This window comes from Marinobacter zhanjiangensis (assembly GCF_014651935.1).
Taxonomy (GTDB): domain Bacteria; phylum Pseudomonadota; class Gammaproteobacteria; order Pseudomonadales; family Oleiphilaceae; genus Marinobacter; species Marinobacter zhanjiangensis.
Genome location: NZ_BMXV01000002.1, coordinates 612,007 through 632,168 on the forward strand (window position 1 = coordinate 612,007; position 20,162 = coordinate 632,168).

The following is a 20,162-nucleotide window of genomic DNA, read 5'->3' on the forward strand; positions in this document are numbered from 1 at the left end:
TTACATCCGGAACACGCCGAAGCGGGTGTCTTCGGCCGGGGCGTTGAGGGAAGCGGTCAGGGCCAGGCCCAGTACCTTGCGGGTGTCGGCCGGGTCGATAACGCCGTCGTCCCACAGGCGGGCGGAGGCATAGTAGGGGGTCGACTGTTCCTCGAACTGGTCGATGACGGGCTGTTTGAAGGCCTGCTCGTCGTCATCACTCCAGCTCTTGCCCTTGCGTTCCAGGCCGGTTCTTTTGACGTCCGCCAGAACGCCGGCGGCCTGCTCTCCGCCCATCACGGCTATACGGGCGTTGGGCCACATCCACAGAAAGCGGGGGTTATAGGCGCGGCCACACATGCCGTAGTTGCCAGCGCCGAAACTGCCGCCAATGATGATGGTGAACTTGGGTACCCGGGCGCAGGCCACGGCGGTTACCATCTTGGCGCCGTTCTTGGCGATGCCACCGTGTTCGGCCTGTTTTCCGACCATGAAGCCGGTGATGTTCTGAAGGAATATCAGCGGGATGCCGCGCTGACTGCATAACTCTATGAAGTGTGCACCCTTGAGGGCCGATTCCGAAAAGAGGATGCCGTTGTTGGCCACGATGCCCACCGGATGGCCATACAGATGGGCAAAGCCGCACACCAGGGTGGTGCCGTAGCCCGCCTTGAACTCGTCAAACTCCGAACCATCCACCAGTCGGGCAATGACCTCATGCACGTCGTAGGGGGTGCGCAGGTCTGCCGGTACCACGCCGTGGAGTTCCTCCGGGTCGTACAGTGGGTCCTGTACCGGTCTGGTGGTCAGGTCATTCTTCTTGCGGTGATTGAGGTTGGCGATGCATCGGCGGGCCCGCTCCAGGGCTTCCTCTTCGGTATGGGTCAGATGGTCCGCTACACCGGAGATGTTGCAATGCACATCGGCACCGCCCAGTTCCTCGGCGGAGACGCTTTCGCCGGTGGCGGCCTTCACCAGGGGCGGGCCGGCCAGGAAGATGGAACTCTGGCCCTTCACCATGATGCTTTCGTCAGCCATGGCGGGCACGTAGGCACCGCCGGCGGTGCAAAGGCCGAGTACCACGGCGATCTGGGGTATGCCTTTGGCGGACATGTTGGCCTGGCGGTAGAAAATGTGGCCGAAATGCTCGGCATCCGGAAACACTTCGTCCTGCTGGGGCAGGTTGGCGCCGCCGGAATCCACCAGGTAGATGCAGGGCAGGTGGTTGTCCTCGGCGACGGTGAGGGCGCGGATATGTTTCTTGACCGTCAGCGGGTAGTAGGTGCCGCCCTTGACCGTGGAGTCGTTGGCGACGATCAGGCATTCCACGCCCTGGACCCGGCCGATGCCGGCGATAATGCCGGCAGCAGGCACGTCGTCGTCATAGACGCCGTCCGCGGCCAGCGGTGCTAATTCCAGAAACGGCGAGCCGGGGTCCAGCAGGCGGTTGATGCGCTCCCGGGGCAGCAGCTTGTTGCGGCTGCGGTGGCGTTCCTGGATTTCCTTGCCGCCGCCCTGGGCGACCCGTTCGAGCCGGGTGGTCAGGTCGTTGACCAGCGCCTCCATGGCGTCTTTGCGTTGCCGGAATTCCTCCGACTGGGTATTGATGGTGCTGTGGAGTATTGCCATGGCGACCTCAGGTGGATTCCTTGAACAGCTCGCGGCCAATCAGCATGCGGCGGACTTCCTGGGTGCCGGCGCCGATTTCGTAGAGTTTGGCATCGCGCAGCAGGCGGCCGGTGGGGTAGTCGTTGATATAACCGTTGCCGCCGAGGATCTGGATGGCTTCCAGGGCCATTTTGGTGGCCCGCTCGGAGGTGTAGAGGATCGCACCGGCGGCGTCCTTGCGGGTGGTCTCGCCCCGGTCGCAGGCCTGGGCGACGGCGTAGAGGTAGGCGCGGCTGGCGGCCAGTTCCGTGTACATGTCGGCCAGTTTGCCCTGAATCAGCTGGAATTCGCCGATGGGCTGGTCAAACTGTTTGCGCTGGTGAACGTAGGGGACAACAGCGTCCAGGCAGGCCAGCATGATGCCGGTGGGGCCACCGGAGAGCACTACGCGTTCGTAGTCCAGGCCGGACATGAGGACTTTCACGCCTTCGTTCTCTTTACCGAGGATGTTTTCTTCCGGCACTTCCACGTCTTCGAAGATCAGTTCGCAGGTGTTGGAGCCGCGCATGCCCAGCTTGTCCAGCTTGGGACCGCGGGAGAAGCCTTTCCAGTCCCGCTCGACCAGGAAGGCGGTGATGCCTCTTGGGCCACCCTGGGGGTCGGTTCTGGCGTAGATGACGTAGGTGTGCGCGTCGGGGCCATTGGTGATCCACATTTTGCTGCCATTGAGGATGTAGTGGTCACCCTTTTTGTCGGCCCGGAGTTTCATGCTGACCACGTCGGAGCCGGCGTTGGGTTCGCTCATGGCCAGCGCCCCGATGTGTTCGCCGCTGACCAGTTTGGGCAGGTATTGTTGTTTCTGGGCGTCGGTGCCATTGCGGTGGATCTGGTTGACGCACAGGTTGGAGTGGGCGCCGTAGCTGAGGCCGATGCTGGCGCTGGCGCGGCTGATTTCTTCCATGGCGATAACGTGGGCCAGGTAGCCCATGTCGGAGCCGCCGTATTCTTCGCTGACGGTCATGCCCAGCAGGCCCATGTCGCCCAGTTTCGGCCACAGGTCATTGGGGAACTGGTTGTCCTTGTCCGTCTTGTCGGCGATCGGGGCGATCTGGTCGCGGGCGAAGCGTTGGACCTGGTCTCTCAAGGTGTCCAGGGTTTCGCCGTGATCGAAATTGAGGGTGGTGTATTGGGTCATATTTTGGGCGCCTCTAATTGTTTGAGTTTTGAGTCGGCATTTCGGGGGTATGGTGGAGGGCCGTGGCTAGTCATCATTAAACGCCTCCATACACTTTGCTTCTGCCTCGTCCAGCTCCTCCTGCATCAGCTGAATATCGTGAAGCTGAGCTTCAAGCTGTTCACGTCGTTTATGAATTTTATCCAGCAGGGCATTGATTTGATGACGATTATCAGAGTCCGGATCGTACATCTCGATCAGTTCCCGGGACTCCGACAGGCTGAAGCCCAGGCGTTTTCCCCGCAGGATCAGTTTGAGCTTGACCCGGTCGGCCTCGTTGTAGAGACGGGTCTGGCCATCCCGGTAGGGGCAGAGCATGCCGGATTCTTCGTAATAGCGGATGGTGCGGGTGGTGATGTCGAATTCCCGGGCCAGGTCGCTGATGGAGTATTGGTGGTGTGAGGCCATATTGTGTTTCGTTTGAACGTTTACGTTAACGTAAAGCAGGCGGGGATATTCTGCAAGAAGGGAATCGGTCGGGACTGCTACTTGAGGGCGTCGATGAGTCGGTCCTGCAGGGATCGCCAGTGGCGTAGCTGTTCGGCGGTGCCGGAGCGCTTGGTGCGGCTGCCGCTGATGCGCCAGAGGCCTTCACCGTTGAAGCTGTAGACAGGTTCGAGGTCGGTGCGTTGTGAGGCGCGTTTGATCTGGTTGATGAGGTTGTCGAGTATCAGTGGGTCTGCGTCGGGTGTGGGGTACCAGGCGACGACCATATGGGCCTGGTTCAGTTCCAGGGCCTTGACGTAGACGATGCGCAGCTGGTCATCGGGTACGCCAAGGGATCGCAGGGTGAGGTATTTGGCGATGGAGAAATCTTCGCAGTCGGCGCCGTTGGTGGCCAGCATTTCCACCGGGGTTGCCCAGTAGTCTTCCTGATTCCAGTGTTGCAGGTCACTGAGAAAGGGAGTGCGGTTGAAGAAGGAGTTGACCAGCTGGACCTGTCGCCGGATGGTCGCGGAATCGGCGATGTTGTGGAGGCGCTCCCAGTTCTCGAGCCGGGCTCTTGCGGCGGCGCCGTGTTCTTTCTCGATGTACTGGAGCAGGTCCGGGGCAAGCTCGAAGGCAGCGACAAAAGCGGAGAACACAACGACCAGGAGCAGGGGGCTGCGTCTGGGCGCCTGCCGCTTTTGTGCCATGAAGCTACCTCATCGTTATTGGTCCCTCAGCCGCTGACGGAGTTCCTCCAACCGCTGGCGTATCTGTTCACGACGCTCGTCGGTGGCCTGAGGTGTTGATGGTGCCCGGGACTGGCTGGGGGCCTGGTTGCTTCCGGTTTGCCGGGCCTGAACCGGGTCCGGCTGGGCCCCGTTGTCGATGGCTGCCAGCTCTACCCCCCGGGCGTCATCCGTCTCGGGAAAGTACAGGTTCTCCAGCTTGCCTCCGCGCTCAATAATAATCCGGTTGGCGTGTACTGAACGCAACGTGGCGTTTCCCGGAAGTTCATCACCAATGATATAGACCTCAGTGCGGTTCCTGTCATCCTCGATCAGGGCACTGCCGGGCTGTTCCTCGGTACCGGCAAGCACGCCACGCAGGAAAAGTCGCAGGTTGGTTTCCGGTAGATCTTCCGTGTCCTGATCGGCGTTCATGGCCTCAGGGGCGGCACGGCCGAACATTTCCACGTTGGCGAGGGCTATCCCGGGCTGCTGCCGGGCAGCGCTGGCGGACGCGGAAGCGGGTTGCGCGGTGGTCCGGTTCTGTTGTGTTTGTTCCTGTTCCCAGAACCGGTATCCCTGCCATCCCAGTGTGCCGACCATGGCAACGGTGAGCAGCGATGCGGTTACCAGGGGCAGTCTGGCACCAAGAGCAGACATGACTATCCTTATATTTACTTGTCTCGCAGCGCCCGTGGGCCGGCCGGTACTGGCTGTTCCGCGACGCGGTTCAGGTTCGGTACCCTGGTCGGAAACGCTGCCGTTCTTCCTGAAAAGCCTTAACAAAAGACGCCCATCACAATGTAACAGGTTTACCGTCATTATAGTGTATTGAGTTATTCAGCGGGCGCCAAAACCTGTGGTAGCCTTCACACCTACAGGGAATAATAAACGCAACGGTTGTCAGGGATGCAGGTCCGGCCCCCTGACTCCGGTTCGTTACGACACACGGGGATGACCTTGACTACTGAAACGCAAATCCAGCCGCAGGATGCACCGCTGGGACGGCTTCCTTTCACCTTTGCCAAGCGTAACGGGGTAATACTCACCCGTAACGACGTCGGCGACACGGTGATTCTGGTTCGTCCCGGTGCTCCCCATAGTGCCCTGGCCGAGGCCAACCGGATCAGCGGCGGGCGTGCCCGGTTCGAGTCCATTGACTCCGACAACTTCGACGAAGCCCTCAATAGCGCCTATCAGAATGATTCCGCGGAAGCCATGCAGATGGTGGAGGGCATTGGCGACGACATGGACCTGGCCTCGCTGGCCGAATCCGTACCCGAGACGGAGGACCTACTGGAGCAGGAGGACGACGCCCCGATTATCCGTCTGATCAACGCCATTCTTACTGAAGCGGTCAAATCCGGTGCCTCGGACGTTCACATCGAGACCTATGAGAAGCGGCTGGTGGTCCGGTTCCGGGTGGACGGTGTCCTGCGTGAGGTAGTGCAGCCCAAGCGGGCACTGGCACCATTGCTGGTGTCGCGGATCAAGGTCATGGCGAAAATGGATATCGCCGAGAAGCGGATTCCCCAGGACGGCCGCATCGCCCTGCGCGTCGCCGGCCGTGAGGTGGATATCCGGGTATCCACCATGCCCTCGGCCAGCGGCGAGCGGGTGGTGCTGCGTCTGCTGGACAAGAACGCCGGCAATATCAAGCTGGAATCCTTGGGCATGAAGGGCCGCGACCTGGACCTGCTGCGGTCGATGGTCAAACGCCCTTACGGCATTCTGTTGGTAACCGGCCCCACCGGCTCCGGTAAGTCCACCACGCTCTATGCTGGCCTGCAGGAAATCAACGACCGTAGCCGCAACATCCTGACCGTTGAAGACCCCATCGAGTACAACCTGCCTGGCATCGGTCAGACCCAGGTCAATACCAAGGTCGACATGACGTTCGCGCGGGGCCTGCGCGCCATTCTCCGTCAGGATCCGGACGTGGTGATGATCGGTGAGATCCGCGACCTGGAAACGGCGGAAATCGCCATCCAGGCCAGTCTGACCGGTCACCTGGTGTTGTCCACCCTGCACACGAATACCGCTGTCGGCGCTATTACCCGGATGATGGACATGGGCATCGAGCCGTTCCTGATTTCCTCCAGTCTGGTGGGGCTGGTGGCTCAGCGACTGGTCAGGGTGCTCTGTCCGGAATGCAAGGAACCCTACAAACCCTCCGCCGAACAGTGCGAGTTCCTGCAGGCAGACCCGGAGAACCCGCCCACCATCCATAAGTCCAGGGGCTGTGAACACTGCAACAACCTGGGCTACAAGGGCCGGATCGGTATCTATGAGGTGGTGGAGATCACCGATGCCATGAGCTCGATGATCCACAAGCGCGCTGGTGAGCTTGATCTCGAGAAGGTTGCCCGCGAGTCCGGCCCCAGTATCCATGCTGACGGGGTCAAGAAGATCCTCAACGGTGTGACAACCGTGGAAGAGGTCCTCCGGGTGACCCACCGGAGCCGCTGATGCCAGCCTACGATTACAAGGCGCTGGACAGGCGCGGCAAACAGACCAGTGGCGTTATCGAGGCGGACAGCTCCAGGGCGGTTCGCCAGCAGCTACGGGAAAAGGGCTTGGCCCCGCTGGCTGTGGAACAGGCCCGTGAGAAGCAGAGCAAGGGGGCGTCTTTCGGTCGCCGGGGCAGTCTCAGTGCCTCTGACCTGGCGCTGGTCACCCGCCAGCTTTCGACCCTGATCCAGTCCGGCATCCCCATTGAACAGGCCCTGTCGGCGGCGGCCCAGCAATCCGAAAAGCCGGCCATGAAGAGCATGATGATTGCTATCCGCTCCAAGGTGATGGAGGGCTATACCCTGGCGGACAGCCTGGGGGAATTCCCGCGGGCGTTCCCGAGGCTGTACCGGTCCACCGTGGCAGCGGGGGAGCACGCCGGCCACCTCGATCTGGTGCTCAACCGCCTGGCTGACTATACCGAAGCCCGGCAGGAGGCGCGCCAGAAGATCCAGCTGGCCGCTATCTACCCCATCATTCTGACCGTTGTGGCCCTCGCCATCGTGGTGTTCCTGTTGACCTACGTGGTGCCGGATATCATCGAGGTCTTCGTCAAACAGGGCCAGGATTTGCCAACGCTGACCCAGGCCATGCTCAGTATTTCGGACTTTCTGTCCAGCTATGGCATTTTTCTGTTACTGGCCCTGATCATCGCCGGGGTGGCGTTCAGCGTGTCACTGCGCACGGAGAGCAACCGGCTGCGCTTTCACAAGGCGCTGCTGGAAATGCCGTTGCTCAAGGGCATGGTGCGGGGCATCAATACTGCCCGCTATGCCAGTACCCTCAGCATCCTGACCACCAGTGGTGTCCCCCTGGTAGAGGCCATGCGCATTGCCGGCGAGGTGCTGGCCAACGATCACCTGCGCGCCAGGCTCCGGGGCGCAGCGCAAACCGTTTCCGAAGGTGGCAGCCTTCACAAGGCTCTGGAACAGACCGGCTACTTCCCGCCGATGATGCTGCACATGATCGCCAGCGGTGAATCCAGCGGTGAGCTGGACAGCATGCTCGAGCGCACCGCCCGCATGCAGGAAAATACCCTCCAGTCGAAAATCGCGGCCATGGTTGGCCTGTTCGAGCCCCTGATGCTGCTGGTAATGGGTGTTGTGGTTCTCATCATTGTGCTGGCCATCATGTTACCGATTCTGAACATGAGTAACCTTGTGGGGTGAACCATCCGGCGGATCGTTTGCCCAACACCGAACAACAATAATCGATACCCGATAATGCCAAGTCGAACCCTGAAACAGGAAACACAGCAATGACGATGAAACGACGGAACCAGCGAGGGTTCACCCTCATCGAGATCATGGTGGTCATGGTTATCCTCGGCCTTCTGGTGGCGGTGGTCGCACCAAACATCATGGGCCGTAGTGATCAGGCCAAGGTCACCATTGCCAAGACCCAGATGAGAAATATTGCCAATGCCCTCGACATGTACCGGCTCGACAACAGCCATTACCCCAGCACACAGCAGGGGCTTGAAGCCCTGGTAGAGCGCCCCAGCGGCTCTCCCGAGCCCTCGAACTGGAATCCCGACGGCTATCTGGACAGTGTCCCCGTAGACCCCTGGGATAACGAGTACCAGTATATAAACCTGGGCTCCAGCGACTACGATCTGTTCTCTTACGGGGCCGACGGCAACCAGGGCGGTGAGGGCGACGCTGCGGATATCAGTGTTGAAGATATCAAGTAACAGGCCGGTTTCACCCGGGTCAGGTTGGTCTCGCCAGTCCGGTTTCACCATGATCGAGATCATGGTGGTACTGGTGCTGGTGGGGCTGCTGGCATCGCTGGCCGTGGTCAATCTCGGCGGTGGCAGCCAGCAGCGGGAAATGACCAGCAAGATCCGCGAACTCTACGTACTCATGCAGACCGCATCGGAACAGGCCATCCTCAACAATGAGGAACTGGGCCTGGTCATTGATGAGCAGGGCTATCGTTTCGTGGTCTACGACGAGCGTGAACGGGAGTGGAAAACCGAAAGCGAGCGTCTGTTCCAGGGTCGCGGCTTTCCCGAGTGGATGAGTGTTGTCCTGTTCAGCGAGGGCGACATCCCCCGGCTCGCCAGTCGCGACGACGAGGATGACGAGGACACCCGGCTGCAACCGGACATAGTCTTCTATTCCAGCGGTGAAACCACGCCCTTCGAGCTGGAGTTCCAGCTGACACAGTCCTCTGACCGGGTCTACAGCCTGGTGGCAGACGGCCTCAACGAGATCGAGATGAAAACCCCATCGGACACGGACGACTTCTGATGCGACAGCGCGGTTTTACCCTGATCGAAGTACTGGTTGCGTTGATGGTGTTCGGGCTCATCGCAACCGCCGCCTCCCGGGCGGGCAGCCAGTATATTGGCAGCTTTGAGCGGGTCAGAGACCTGACCCTGGCGTCGTGGCTGGCCAGCAACCAGATGAATGAAGTCCGCCTGCAGGAAGACTTCCCGCCGGTCGCGGAGAACAGTGAGGAAGTGGAGTACGCCGGTCGGCGCTGGCGTGTGGTGACCACTGTTTCGGATACCGATGAGTCCAGCATGCGGCGAATCGAGGTTGTTATCCAGGCCTACCGGGGCAGGGGTGACCCCGCACAGATCCAGAGCCTGTCAGGGTTCCTGCGTGATCCGGAGCAGACCCTGTGACCATGTGTCGGCCCGCCCCCCGACTCGTTGGCACAAGACTTCAGCAGGGCTTCACCCTGATGGAGGTGCTGATTGCCGTCTCGATCACGGCGGTGATTGGCCTTGGTGTATGGCAGGTCATGTCTGGTGTGATCATGTCCCGGGACCGGGTGGATGAGGTCGCCGAGGAGTTTGAGGGTCTGCAGAAAGCCTTCCTGCTGCTGGAGCGAGACCTGAGACAGGTTCTGAACCGCCCGGTACGCAACATATACGGGGACTACGAACCGGCGCTCACCTCCCAGGGTGAGGAGTTCGAGCTGATGGTGACCCATCAGGGCTGGCGCAACCCCCTGGGCAAACAGCGTAGCGAACTCCAGCGTAGTGCCTGGGAGTATACCGGCGACGAGTTGCGGCGACGCTACTGGGCCATGCTCGACCAGCCCCAGGAAGAAGACAGTCGCGATCAGTTGCTGCTATCGGATGTGACCGCATTCGATATTCGCTTCCTGGACGAGGATCGCACCTGGCAGGACAGCTGGCCGCCGCCCAACCAGAGTATTCCGAGTGGTCCGGGCGCCCCCGTCATTCCGCTGCCCATGGCGGTCGAGGTGTCGCTGGATCACGTTCGGTTCGGTGAGGTGTCGCGCCTTTTCCTGATGCCGGATTTCGATGTCACCGAGGTTCAGACCAGCATCATCCGGAGTGGCCAGCAGGGTGACGAGGAAGACAGCGAGGACGACGAGGATCAGGGCGGACAGGGAGGCGGTTCGTGACCCCGCTACCGAACCCCCGCCACCAGCTTCCCGGCCGTCAGGGTCAGGAAGGTATGGCCCTGATCATGGTGCTGCTATCCATGGCACTGATCGTCATGATGATAGCGGGTATGATGCAGCAACAGAGCGTACGGGTCTTCCGTGCCGGTCATTTCCTGGCCCAGAACCAGGGCTATAGCATTGCGCTTGGCGCGGAATCCTTCGCCAAGCAGATCCTGTTCCAGGATCTGGAGTCAGACCGTGAGGACAACGAACCGGTGGATAGCCCCGACGAACTCTGGTGGAAACACTCCGCTGTGCTGCCACTGGACGACGGCGGTGTGGCGGAGGTACAGATTGATGATCTGTCCGGTCGCATCAATCTCAATGACCTGGTCAGTCCCACTGGCGCCATTGACCAGACCACGCGGGACCGGCTGATGAGGCTGCTGATGGTGCTGGGGATTACCGATGTGCATGTAGACGCGCTGATTGACTGGATCGATCCCGACGAGGAGCCGCTATCAGCCTATGGCGCCGAGGACGGACAGTACCTGATGAAGGAGCCACCCTACCGGGCCGCCAACCAGCCCTTCGCCAGCGTGACCGAACTGCGCCTGATCGAGGGGATGACCGAGGAAGCCTACCGCCTGTTGCGCCCACATGTTGCGGCACTTCCGGTTTCCGGTACCGGGATCAATGTTAACATGGCTTCAACGGCGGTTATCCGCTCACTGCACCAGCAGATAAGCGAGGCCCAGGCCAAGGCGGTCGCGGAACGTCGGGAGGAGGAGCCGTTCCTGACAACCCGGGACTTCACCGCGTTGCCGGAATTTGCGGGCCTCGGGCTCAAGCCCCGGGGGCTGAACGTGAGTTCGGAGTTTTTTGACGTGGTGTCCCGGATCACCTGGAACGGCCGCGAAGTGAATCTGGTGAGCACAATGTACCGTAGCCGGGATGGGGAATTCGCGGTGGTTCGCCGCGACACCGGGCAAAAGCACAGAATCACCAAGGAGCCTTACGGGGTATCCGAGGAATAGAACAAGGACGCACGCGATGTCATATCACCTCTACGCAAGACCGGTGCCCACTGATGCCGACAGCACTGATGGCGAGCAGCGCTTCGACTGGGTGCTGCTGGACGCCAGTGGCGACCTGCAGAGCAGGGGCCTGAGCGAGACCCGGGGCAATATCGAAGACGCCCTGAGCCAGAATTCCCTCGAGGGCGTGCGGCTGATCGGGCTGGTACCCGGCGATGAAGCGCTGTTCTGCTTCGCGGACATTCCGGCCAAACAGGCGCGATTCATACGCCAGGCCCTGCCGTTTGCCGTGGAGGAGCAGCTGGCCCAGGACGTGGAATCGGTTCACCTGGCCCTTGGTGGCCAGGGTGCCGATGGTGAGGGTTACCGGGTTGCCGCCATTGATCACCAGCGCATGGGCCTGTGGCTGAACACCTTCCTGGACTGGGAGGGTGTTGAGCTGGAGGCACTTTATCCGGACGCCGCCCTGGTTCCACTACAAGAGCACGACTGGGCCATCTGCCTTGGCGAGGAGTCCGCCCTGCTGGCGTCACGACGGGGCGAATGGATGACCATGCGGGCAGACAACCTGGCCGTGTTCGCCCAGACCCTCGCTACTCCATCGGAAGATGAGGTGGCGGCCGAGGTCCAGGTGGTGGTTTACGGCACCAATGACGCCTTCGCCGGCAACGAGGATCTGATGTCCGCGCTGGCCGGCACGCCGCGGCTGAGTGTTCACCGGGAACCCATGGAAGGTGCCATTGTCGAGCTGCTGGCGAGTGCCCATTATCACCACGCGGCGGAGCCGATCAATCTCTGCCAGGGTCAGTACGCCCCCAGCCATGGCGATGGTGGCGCACTGAAGCCCTGGCGACCGGCCATTGCCATCGCCGCCACCTGGTTCCTGTTGCTGGTCGGGGGCCAGCTGGCACTGGGCTATTACCATAACCAGCAGGCAACCTCGCTGGAGGATCAGGCCATGGCCATTTATCGTCAGGCATTCCCTGATGACCGGCGTGCCACGCCCCGCAATGTCCGCCGCATGGTCGAGGCGCAAATGCGTGTTGCCGGCGAGCAGGGCGGTGATGCCGGCTTCCTGCCCCTGATGAAGCACACCGGGCAGCAATACCAGCGCCTGTCAGGTAACCAGTCGGTCAACTTCAATTCGGTCAATTACACCAGCTCCCGTGGCGAGCTGGTGGTCGACGTACGGGCAGACAGCTATGAAAAACTCAATGCCCTGCGCTCCAATATTGCCGGCCAGGGACTCGAGGCCAGTGTTGGCTCCGTGGTCAATGACTCAGAGGGCACCCGAGCCCGTCTAACGGTATCAGGAGGTTAACCGTGATCGGAAAACTGAAGGAAAACCCATCCATCACACGGATGATCGCGCGTTACGACCAGCTGCCACGCCGTGACCAGCAGGCCCTCAAGCTAATGACCGTGGTCGTGCTGGCAGCCTTGCTCTACTTCGCGGTCTGGCAACCGGTTGCGCAGTATCATGATCAGGCGGTCGCAGACCGGCAGAATGCAGCGGAGCTGCTGGCCTGGATGCAGGAAAACCGCGTCACCATCCGTGAACTCGCGGGCGATAGTGGTAGCGCCGGTAACAACGCGCAAAAACCCGCCGATGGCCGTGAACTGATGGCAACGGTAACCTCCACCGCCCGCGAAGCAGGGCTGGACCTGCAACGCTTCGAGCCCAGTGGCGACGATGCCATCCGTGTCTGGCTGGAAAACGTACCTTTCACCCAGGTGGCGGCGTGGCTGGAAGGCCTGAACAGCGATCATGGCATTCTGATTGATCAGGCGGCGCTGGACCGCCGGGAAACGCCCGGTATTGTATCGGCTCGCCTGACACTGGCAATCTGACTTGAGATAAGACAAAGTACCGCCCAATATCCCTGAAATCTCCAACGGAGTTCCTGCGATGGCAGAAGGCATGGCAACGACTGACAACACCAACAACAGCGCTCGTGAACCATCCCTTGTCCGACTGGACGAAAGCGCCTTTAACGAGGCCAAGTCCATCCTTTATCAGGCCTACCGGCACGAACCCACTTTCCAGTACCTGTTTGACCACCGCAAACCGGGTTACGACAAGCGGGTCCGGGCTACCATCCGCGAGCTGCTCAACCTCTATTTCGAGCTCAACCAGGAATCCGTTGGCGTGATGGCCGACAATACACTGGTGGCCGTCGCGTTCATCGGTGAGCCGGAGCTTCGTTTGAATCTCGCCGAACAGCTCAGCTGGCGCCTGCGCATGATCATGACGGCGGGTTTTGCCTCCACCCGCCGTTACCTGGATTACCACGAAAAGATCCGTGGCATGCTCCCGGGCGAGGGGGGTACCTTTCAGCTGCCCTTGATGGGCGTGCACCCGAAGTATCAGAATCGCGGTTTCGGCAGGCTGCTGCTGTCGGCAGTTGAGAGACTGTGCTCCCAGAACCCGCGCGGCAATGGTCTGGTTCTGGATACCGGCAACAGCCGTTATCTGCCGTTCTATGAGTCGGAGGGCTTTCGGAGCCTTGGCACCATCAGGCTGGGGGACTACGAGGATTTTGTCTTGTTCAGGGATGCGGACGCGCCACCGATGGCTGCCAGTGAATAACCATTTACCTTGAACAGGAGTCTACGTGTCAGAATCCCGGGATTTTGATCTAGTTGTTATCGGCGCCGGTTCCGGCGGTGTTCGTCTGGCCCGCATGTCAGCACAGCGGGGTGCCAGGGTCGCCATTGTTGAATCCCGTTATCTGGGCGGCACCTGCGTCAATGTAGGGTGTGTTCCCAAGAAACTGTTCGTTTACGGGGCCCACGTCGGAGAGGACCTGGAGGATGCTGCGGGCTATGGCTGGCACGTGCCGGCTGACGATGTCCGCTTTGACTGGCCCACCCTGGTAGCCAACAAGAATACTGAAATCGAGCGCCTTAACGGTATCTACCAGCAGTTGCTGGAAGGTGCCGGCGTCACGATTATCCAGGGCACCGCAACGCTGCGTGATCCCAACACCATTGCTGTCGGCGAGCGTGAGCTGACCGCCGATCATATCACCGTTGCTACCGGCAGCTGGCCGGCCATCCCCGATGTGCCTGGCCGCGAACTAATCCTGTCTTCCAATGAGATGTTCTATCTGCCCCAGTTGCCCCGGGAAGCCGTGGTCTGGGGCGGTGGTTACATTGCCGTGGAGTTCGCGGGCATTCTGGCGGGTCTCGGCGTGGAAACCACACTTGTCTACCGGGGTGAACTCTTCCTGCGCGGGTTTGATGACGACGTGCGCCGTTTCATGGTGGGTGAACTCGAGAAAAAAGGTATCCGCCTGCGGTTCAATACCACCATCAATGGGGTTGAAGAATCCGGCATCGGCTATTCCGTCAGCCTGTCCGATGGCAGTGTGATGGATACCGGGCTGGTACTCGCCGCCACCGGGCGTCGCGCTCTTGCCGACGGTATCGGGCTTAAGGCTTTGGGTGTGGAGTTCACAGCATCCGGGCATATCCACGTGGATGAAGGCTTTCGAACCGCAGTACCCTCCATCAGCGCCTTGGGCGATGTTATCGGCACACCACAACTGACACCGGTGGCACTGGCTCAGGCCATGGTGCTGTCCCGTCGCCTGTTTGGCGATGGCGAAGGCGAAATGGACTACCGCAATATTCCCACCGCCGTGTTCTGCCAGCCCAGCATTGGCACCGTTGGTCTGACCGAAGCCGAAGCCAGGGAGGCCGGACACAAGGTGGTGCTTTACCGCTCCGAATTCCGGCCCATGAAACATACCCTCAGCGGACGGGACGAGCGCAGCCTGATGAAGCTGGTGGTGGATGCCGACACCGATCGGGTACTGGGTGCCCACATGGTGGGACCGGATGCCGGTGAGATCATGCAAGGCCTTGGGGTCGCCCTCAAGTGCGGCGCAACCAAGGCAGACTTTGACAGCACTATCGGTATTCATCCGACGTCGGCGGAAGAGTTCGTTACCATGAGAACACCGGCGGCCTGACGCCCGTAACGCTCGGGCCGGTCTTTCCGCTGAAGGTTTGCCAGCCTTTACAGGGGCACCCAACGGCTGAGCACGGCCCGCAACTCATGCTTGCGCACGGGCTTCGCCAGGTAGGCGTTCATGCCGGCTTTCAGGCAGGCGGTCTCCGTGTCCGGCAGGGCGTCGGCGGTCAGAGCGATAATCGGAGTGTGCCGGCGGCTTTCCCGGTTTTCCCAGTCCCGTATCGTCTGTGCGGCGGTAAATCCATCCATGACGGGCATGTGACAGTCCATCAATATCACCGTGTAGTCGCCGTCCTGATCCATCACCGACTCCACTGCCTCCCGTCCGTTGCTGACGGTTTCCGCGTCAAAGCCAAGCCGGTCCAGCAGAGTCCTGGCAACCCGCTGATTGACCGGGTTGTCCTCGACTACCAATGCCCGGGGCGCATGCCGGTTGTTGGCGTCGGCGGGCAGGGAAGTGGTCGCCTTGATATCCGGTACCAGTGAGTCATGACTCTCGTCTGCCTCTGGCGCGAATGCCGGCGGCAGATCAAACGGCACCTCGAAACGGAAGCTGGAGCCTGCACCCGCCTGGCTGTTCAGCCCCACATGTCCGCCCATCAGCTCCACCAGTTTCTGAACCAGGGTCAGGCCTATGCCGGTCCCTTCGGAGGGGCGCGACAGGGTAGAGTCCAGCTGCTCGAAGCTGCGGAATATCCTGGCGAGCTGCTCTGGTGGGATGCCATCGCCACTGTCCTGCACTTCGCAGCTGATAAAGACGCAGTCGTCCGCTTCCTGGTGCCAGTTCATGGTGACCAGCACCTCGCCATCGTCGGAAAACTTGATGGCGTTGTCCAGCAGGCTGGAAAGTACCTGGCGGTATCGCCGCGCATCGCCGGCAACCTCCGGTTTATCCGGCCATGGTCCCGTCAATGAGAGCTTCAGGGCCAGTCCGTGTTGTTCGGCGGCATGGCGGAAGCTGGCAAGACAGTTTTCTGACAGCTCCTTCGGGTTGAACAGGCGGTTTTCCAGCAGCAGCGTGCCCTGGTCCAGCCTCGATACATCCAGAATATCGTTGATCAATGTCAGCAGATCGCCAGTGGATTGCCTTGCCGTGTTCAGATAGTCCGCCTGTCGCTCCGAGAGCGTCTCCTCGGAGACCAGGTCGACCATGGCAAGCACGCCGTTCAGTGGCGTTCGCAGTTCATGGCTCATCAGTGCCAGGAATTCTGATTTTGCCCGGCTGGCAGCCTCGGCCTTGTCCCTGGCGTTCTCGGAGAGAGTCAGGGTCTGGTCGCGGGATTCCTGCAGGTGTGCCAGGTCACGGGCCAGGTGGTTGAGGTTGTCCTCCAGCTCGGCGATTTCCGCCACCCTGGTGCGGGTTGGCCGGGTTTCCCGGTAATTGCGGTGGTTCATTTCAAGAACCCGGTGCGTGAGCGCGCGGATCGGCTCCAGCAGCGTTGCCGACATGCGGTTCACCAACAAAAGGGTCAATACCAGCAAGGATATGCCCACCACACCGGAAGTCAGCAGGATATCCGTCCGGCGCTCTGTCAGCTGCTGCTCGCTGACCGCTACGTCCACCGAACCGACCCGCAAGGCCCCGCCAGATACCCGGAAGTCGGGCTCGAACCACTCGGTACTGCTATCACCTCCCAACTCCACCGGCTGTTGCAGAATATCACTGCTGAAACGATGAATACCGGGGTCCTCATCGGTTTCCCCGGGCCACTGATCGATACCCCTGCGGCCCACGAAGCCCAGTTCGCTCCCGGTAACGTCGGTGATCCTTATCCACTCGAGATTGCTACCGGCCATTGACTGTTGAAGAATCTCGTCAAGCACCCTGCGGTTACCCGACACCACGGCGTACTCCAGGGCGGGCGCCAGATTGTCAGCCAGTCTCTGAGTGGAATCAAACAACTCCTGGCGAGCGTCCGACAGCCGCGCGTTGGTAAAAAACGCCATCAGACCCACGAACATCAGGATGGCGGGAATGGCACCCAGAAGCAGTAACTGAGTGTTCAGGCTGCGTTTACGGGGTGAGTACTTCATTCCGGCGCTTCCGACGACTGTTCCAGCATGCGCTTGACCTCGTCAACGATTTGCTCGCTGTCGGGCAGGGGGATGTTCAGTGATCGCGCTACCTGTCGGTTGATCTCGATACTGAATTCCGTCGGGTAGGAGGCCGCCGGAAGTTTTCCGGTCTGTTCCCATTCGCGGATGTACCTGGCAACCGCTACGGTGTAATCCGACAGCGGCACATAGGATGAAGCCAGCACTCCGGCTCTCACAAAAGCATGGCTCGGCCCGATGACAAGCCGGTTACGGCGATAGGTTGTCAGCAATATGTGCTTGATGTTGCGGGCGTTGTAGATAGCCTCATCCGGCGTGGCCAGCAAAAAGTCGCCAAACCCCAGGGCGCGGTTCAGGGCCGGAATCAGTGCATCTTCACCAGACACCAGGAAAACCCTGGCTTCGATCCCGTAATCGGCGAGCTGAGTGATCAGACGGTCATAGCGACTGGCCTCCTCCGGGCGTGCCAGCAGGGCCATGTGCGAAGCCTGGGGCAGAATCACCCGGCCAATCAGAGCCTGGCGGAGCAGGGGAGGGTCGTAAAAGATCGCGGAAATGGATGCGTCCTCCCCTCCGGAGACACCCTTGAGGAAAGAGCGCCCCACCAGTAACGCAAGCACTGGTCGGTGAGTACCCTGTTCGAGGACCTGATTGAGGGCTTCCTGGCCCAGTGTGATAACCGGCCCGGGCGGACCCTCGAAATTACCCAGCGAGCCAAAAGCGCGGATTTCGGTGTCTTCGCCAAGCCGCTCCTCGAGCAACTCGGTAAAACGGAGATTGAACGTCGGGTTGGCGGAACCCTGAAGATAGACCACGGTGGCATGACCCGGCAGGCTGAATGCCATCAATAGCGCAAGCGCAACACCCTTCAGCTTCTGGTGCCGGCCCGATCCCTGGCGTTTTCGTCTGAAACGGGAAAAACTGCTGCCCATACCCACCCTGGTCATCCTCAGTTGCCTGTGAGGTCAAATACGTCAGAAACGGACGCCGGCCTCCAGGTAAAACTGGTTGCGATCCCTGTAGTTGTTGTCTCGGCTCAACAAGGGGTTATCGTTGAGATAATGCTGAACGATCAACGCGATATCGTAACTAAGGTTAGCGCGGTGAACGGTTTTTGCCACCCGGAAATCGGCCCGTTGGTAGGAGCCGCTGCGGAATTCGTCGGCCACGTACAAGGCTACAGCACTGTTCCAGTCCCTGGGGTACCGCTGGATCCAGGCAAAACTGCCCGAATGCCGGACCGTAAGGCGGCTCTCGAGGCCCAGGATCTCCTGCTGCTTGTCCAGGGGCAACCCATCGTCGGCGGTATACTCGCTGTCCTGATCCAGGTAGCCATAACCAAGCCGCAGACGGGTATCACCCAGGTCCAGCGCTGTCTCCAGCTCGATACCCTGCTGGTCGATGGCAACGCGGTTGCCAAGATCAAAATCCTCCACGTTGATGATCCCTGCCACCAGGTCTCTGAGCTGGTCGCGGAAATAGCGGACTTCCGTGGACAGAATCCCGTTCCCCAGGCGGAACTGGCCGTAATAACTGATTTCACGGCTGGTGATACGCTCTTCTTCCAGGTCTCCCCGGGCTTTCGCATAGTAATCAGACAGGTCGACAGGCGTCTGTGCATCGAATTCCCCATCCAGACGCTGGCCATCGAAGTCATCGTAGATATCAGGGCTGACGTTTTCCGGCGTATAGGCCCAGTCCGCGCGTTGTTCCAGGGCATCGGGGGTACGAACTGCTCTGGAGTAAACGAACCTGACGGTCTGATTCTCGGTAAGGTGGAAGTTGGCGGCCATTCTGGGTGACAGGTAGTCGTCATCAACCAGGGAATTGTCTTCCCAGTTTGCGCCAGCGTTAATGGTCAGCCAGTGTACCGGGGTGTACTCAAGGTTACCGAACACTCTGGCCTGGTAAATACCGCCGTCACCGCCAAAAAACGTCTCCGATTCATAGCCATCTTCCCGGTAACCAATGCCCGATACCAGCCTCACATCCGGGGAGGCGGCCCAGGTATCCTGCAGCTCAAACTCGAGTCGCTGCTGATCCAGATCCTCATTGAGACGGGTGCAAATCGGGGGTTGGCCCGAGACCAGAGGGACGCAGCTGTGCCAGCTTTTTTCGCGATTATAGCGCTGAACGCTGCTCTGGAATTCCAGCAGGTGGTTTTCCACACCTGTGTAGCCATATCTTGCCTGAAGGTAATAATCCCGGACCTCATCATCAGGCTTGCCTTCGATGTTCAGGTCTGCGCCTATTTTCAACGGATCATCCTCATCGGTGCCGTCGGTAATGCCCGCGCGGAGGTCCAGGGAGTGATCAGGCGCCGGCTGGATCACACCATCATAGAAAAACTGGTTGAACTCGTAACCGTTCCTGAAAGGGGCCTCCTGGAGATTACCGTTGGTATCCCGCTTGTACTGGAAATCAAACCCATCCGACTGACGGTTCTGCCAGGCCACCCGCCAGCTGTAGGTATCGTCGGCGCGACCATGATAGGCGGTGTAGTTACGCACGCCATGGTCGCCACCCTGGAAGAACAGACCGCTGCCGGCCGAGTTCTCCGGTGACAGTGTGATAATATTGATGGAAGCCAGAAAGGCATTGTTGCCGTATGCCGCCGAGTTGGGGCCGCGGCTGACCTCGATGCGGTCAATCAGCTCCAGGGGTACCGGCATGGCGTTCCAGTCCACGTCTGCCAGGCTGGGCTGATATCCTGTGCGGCCATCAATCAATACCTGGAGGCGGCGTTGCTCGTAAGCCACGGTGCCGTGATAGCTAACCACGGGCTGGCCACTGCCGACGGAAGCGACGGTCATGCCCGGCACCAGCCGGAAGACATCCGCCAGCGACAGCAGCCCCAGGTCGCGAATGGTTTCGCCGGAAATCACGGTGGTGGTGCCCGGCACCCTGGCCTTGGGCTGGCGCAGGCGTGTCGTGGTCAGAACCTCCGGCAGCGGGTAGCCTGCCTCGTCCGTAAGCCCGGCAGACGGGCCAAGCCAGGGCGGCGGCGACGGTTCCTGGCCCAGTGCCAGGGTTGGCAGGACAAGCGCCAGCACCATTGCCGACAGAGACAGCTTTTCAGGGGTCAGGTCGAAACCACGAACTGTTTTCATGTTGCCGGGCGCCTTCCTGCATTGCTTCAGCGTGGCCTGTTCGCCATGACATTGGTCACAGAAGAACGAAAACACCACGCCCCGTGACTGACAGCAGGGTTATTGTTTTCGATATTGATTCAAGAT

Annotated in this window: 19 protein-coding genes; 11 read left to right on the forward strand and 8 right to left on the reverse strand. The window is 60.4% G+C overall.

The window, feature by feature from the left end; genetic code table 11:
• The 5 genes from IE079_RS06235 to IE079_RS06255 form a co-directional block, all read right to left on the reverse strand.
• Nucleotides 1-1,608 (reverse strand): carboxyl transferase domain-containing protein, encoded by a 1,608-nt coding sequence (locus IE079_RS06235; RefSeq protein WP_189574380.1) that lies wholly within the window; start codon nt 1,606-1,608, stop codon nt 1-3.
• Between the two features lie 7 nt (nt 1,609-1,615).
• Nucleotides 1,616-2,782, reverse strand: coding sequence for an isovaleryl-CoA dehydrogenase (locus tag IE079_RS06240; protein WP_189574382.1), 1,167 nt, complete (start codon nt 2,780-2,782; stop codon nt 1,616-1,618).
• Between the two features lie 66 nt (nt 2,783-2,848).
• Nucleotides 2,849-3,229, reverse strand: coding sequence for a MerR family transcriptional regulator (locus tag IE079_RS06245; protein ID WP_189574384.1), 381 nt, complete (start codon nt 3,227-3,229; stop codon nt 2,849-2,851).
• A gap of 77 nt (nt 3,230-3,306) precedes the next feature.
• Complete coding sequence (locus IE079_RS06250; RefSeq protein ID WP_189574386.1) at nt 3,307-3,957, reverse strand: transglutaminase-like cysteine peptidase; 651 nt, start codon at nt 3,955-3,957, stop codon at nt 3,307-3,309.
• Nucleotides 3,958-3,972: 15 nt separating this feature from the next.
• On the reverse strand, nt 3,973-4,635 hold the full coding sequence (locus tag IE079_RS06255) for a type II secretion system protein N (RefSeq protein WP_189574388.1): 663 nt from the start codon (nt 4,633-4,635) through the stop codon (nt 3,973-3,975).
• A 294-nt stretch (nt 4,636-4,929) separates the two neighbouring features.
• Here IE079_RS06255 and gspE point away from each other — a divergent pair, with 294 nt between their 5' ends.
• The 11 genes from gspE to gorA all read left to right on the forward strand — a co-directional run bounded on the left by gspE (nt 4,930) and on the right by gorA (nt 14,869).
• Nucleotides 4,930-6,444: a type II secretion system ATPase GspE gene (gene gspE / locus IE079_RS06260; protein ID WP_189574391.1), complete on the forward strand. Its 1,515-nt coding sequence runs from the start codon at nt 4,930-4,932 to the stop codon at nt 6,442-6,444.
• The gene (gspF, locus tag IE079_RS06265; RefSeq protein ID WP_189574394.1) at nt 6,444-7,655 is read left to right on the forward strand and encodes a type II secretion system inner membrane protein GspF; all 1,212 of its coding nucleotides are present in this window, start codon (nt 6,444-6,446) and stop codon (nt 7,653-7,655) included. The genes gspE and gspF overlap by 1 nt, the downstream gene beginning before the upstream one ends.
• 89 nt (nt 7,656-7,744) lie before the next feature.
• On the forward strand, nt 7,745-8,179 hold the full coding sequence (gspG, locus tag IE079_RS06270; RefSeq protein WP_227712343.1) for a type II secretion system major pseudopilin GspG: 435 nt from the start codon (nt 7,745-7,747) through the stop codon (nt 8,177-8,179).
• Complete coding sequence (gene gspH, locus IE079_RS06275; RefSeq protein ID WP_227712344.1) at nt 8,160-8,741, forward strand: type II secretion system minor pseudopilin GspH; 582 nt, start codon at nt 8,160-8,162, stop codon at nt 8,739-8,741. The genes gspG and gspH overlap by 20 nt, the downstream gene beginning before the upstream one ends.
• A complete protein-coding gene (gene gspI / locus IE079_RS06280) occupies nt 8,741-9,121 on the forward strand; it encodes a type II secretion system minor pseudopilin GspI (RefSeq protein ID WP_227712345.1) in 381 nt (126 codons plus the stop codon). Before gspH ends, gspI begins: the two co-directional genes overlap by 1 nt.
• A 2-nt stretch (nt 9,122-9,123) precedes the next feature.
• Nucleotides 9,124-9,873: a type II secretion system minor pseudopilin GspJ gene (gene gspJ, locus IE079_RS06285; RefSeq protein WP_189574701.1), complete on the forward strand. Its 750-nt coding sequence runs from the start codon at nt 9,124-9,126 to the stop codon at nt 9,871-9,873.
• Nucleotides 9,870-10,892 carry a type II secretion system minor pseudopilin GspK gene (gspK, locus tag IE079_RS06290; protein WP_227712346.1) on the forward strand — a complete coding sequence of 341 codons (1,023 nt, stop codon included), beginning with the start codon at nt 9,870-9,872 and terminating at the stop codon, nt 10,890-10,892. Before gspJ ends, gspK begins: the two co-directional genes overlap by 4 nt.
• A gap of 16 nt (nt 10,893-10,908) precedes the next feature.
• On the forward strand, nt 10,909-12,213 hold the full coding sequence (gene gspL, locus IE079_RS06295) for a type II secretion system protein GspL (protein ID WP_189574400.1): 1,305 nt from the start codon (nt 10,909-10,911) through the stop codon (nt 12,211-12,213).
• Nucleotides 12,214-12,215: 2 nt separating this feature from the next.
• A complete protein-coding gene (locus IE079_RS06300; RefSeq protein WP_189574403.1) occupies nt 12,216-12,743 on the forward strand; it encodes a type II secretion system protein M in 528 nt (175 codons plus the stop codon).
• Nucleotides 12,744-12,801: 58 nt separating this feature from the next.
• Complete coding sequence (locus IE079_RS06305; RefSeq protein ID WP_189574405.1) at nt 12,802-13,482, forward strand: GNAT family N-acetyltransferase; 681 nt, start codon at nt 12,802-12,804, stop codon at nt 13,480-13,482.
• A gap of 25 nt (nt 13,483-13,507) precedes the next feature.
• Complete coding sequence (gene gorA, locus IE079_RS06310; protein ID WP_189574408.1) at nt 13,508-14,869, forward strand: glutathione-disulfide reductase; 1,362 nt, start codon at nt 13,508-13,510, stop codon at nt 14,867-14,869.
• Nucleotides 14,870-14,916: 47 nt separating this feature from the next.
• Here the strand turns inward: gorA and IE079_RS06315 are convergent, their stop codons facing one another.
• From IE079_RS06315 to IE079_RS06325, 3 genes are read right to left on the reverse strand one after another with little or no spacing between them, the layout of a single operon-like run.
• Nucleotides 14,917-16,905, reverse strand: a complete 1,989-nt coding sequence (locus tag IE079_RS06315; protein WP_189574409.1) for a hybrid sensor histidine kinase/response regulator — start codon at nt 16,903-16,905, stop codon at nt 14,917-14,919.
• Nucleotides 16,902-17,873 carry a type 1 periplasmic-binding domain-containing protein gene (locus tag IE079_RS06320; protein WP_189574411.1) on the reverse strand — a complete coding sequence of 324 codons (972 nt, stop codon included), beginning with the start codon at nt 17,871-17,873 and terminating at the stop codon, nt 16,902-16,904. The genes IE079_RS06315 and IE079_RS06320 overlap by 4 nt, the downstream gene beginning before the upstream one ends.
• 27 nt (nt 17,874-17,900) lie before the next feature.
• Nucleotides 17,901-20,036, reverse strand: coding sequence for a TonB-dependent receptor plug domain-containing protein (locus IE079_RS06325; protein WP_189574413.1), 2,136 nt, complete (start codon nt 20,034-20,036; stop codon nt 17,901-17,903).
• Nucleotides 20,037-20,162: the final 126 nt, after the last annotated feature.

Excerpts from the sequence above, each read along its gene's own strand:
- gspI (WP_227712345.1), top strand. The coding sequence starts at position 8,741 with ATGCGACAGCGCGGTTTTACCCTGATCGAAGTACTGGTTGCGTTGATG.
- gspJ (WP_189574701.1), top strand. The coding sequence starts at position 9,124 with ATGTGTCGGCCCGCCCCCCGACTCGTTGGCACAAGACTTCAGCAGGGC.
- IE079_RS06255 (WP_189574388.1), bottom strand. The coding sequence starts at position 4,635 with ATGTCTGCTCTTGGTGCCAGACTGCCCCTGGTAACCGCATCGCTGCTC.
- IE079_RS06320 (WP_189574411.1), bottom strand. The coding sequence starts at position 17,873 with ATGACCAGGGTGGGTATGGGCAGCAGTTTTTCCCGTTTCAGACGAAAA.
- IE079_RS06235 (WP_189574380.1), bottom strand. The coding sequence starts at position 1,608 with ATGGCAATACTCCACAGCACCATCAATACCCAGTCGGAGGAATTCCGG.
- gspG (WP_227712343.1), top strand. The coding sequence starts at position 7,745 with ATGACGATGAAACGACGGAACCAGCGAGGGTTCACCCTCATCGAGATC.
- gspE (WP_189574391.1), top strand. The coding sequence starts at position 4,930 with ATGACCTTGACTACTGAAACGCAAATCCAGCCGCAGGATGCACCGCTG.
- IE079_RS06240 (WP_189574382.1), bottom strand. The coding sequence starts at position 2,782 with ATGACCCAATACACCACCCTCAATTTCGATCACGGCGAAACCCTGGAC.
- IE079_RS06245 (WP_189574384.1), bottom strand. The coding sequence starts at position 3,229 with ATGGCCTCACACCACCAATACTCCATCAGCGACCTGGCCCGGGAATTC.
- IE079_RS06315 (WP_189574409.1), bottom strand. The coding sequence starts at position 16,905 with ATGAAGTACTCACCCCGTAAACGCAGCCTGAACACTCAGTTACTGCTT.
- gspF (WP_189574394.1), top strand. The coding sequence starts at position 6,444 with ATGCCAGCCTACGATTACAAGGCGCTGGACAGGCGCGGCAAACAGACC.
- IE079_RS06250 (WP_189574386.1), bottom strand. The coding sequence starts at position 3,957 with ATGGCACAAAAGCGGCAGGCGCCCAGACGCAGCCCCCTGCTCCTGGTC.
- gspL (WP_189574400.1), top strand. The coding sequence starts at position 10,909 with ATGTCATATCACCTCTACGCAAGACCGGTGCCCACTGATGCCGACAGC.
- IE079_RS06325 (WP_189574413.1), bottom strand. The coding sequence starts at position 20,036 with ATGAAAACAGTTCGTGGTTTCGACCTGACCCCTGAAAAGCTGTCTCTG.
- IE079_RS06305 (WP_189574405.1), top strand. The coding sequence starts at position 12,802 with ATGGCAGAAGGCATGGCAACGACTGACAACACCAACAACAGCGCTCGT.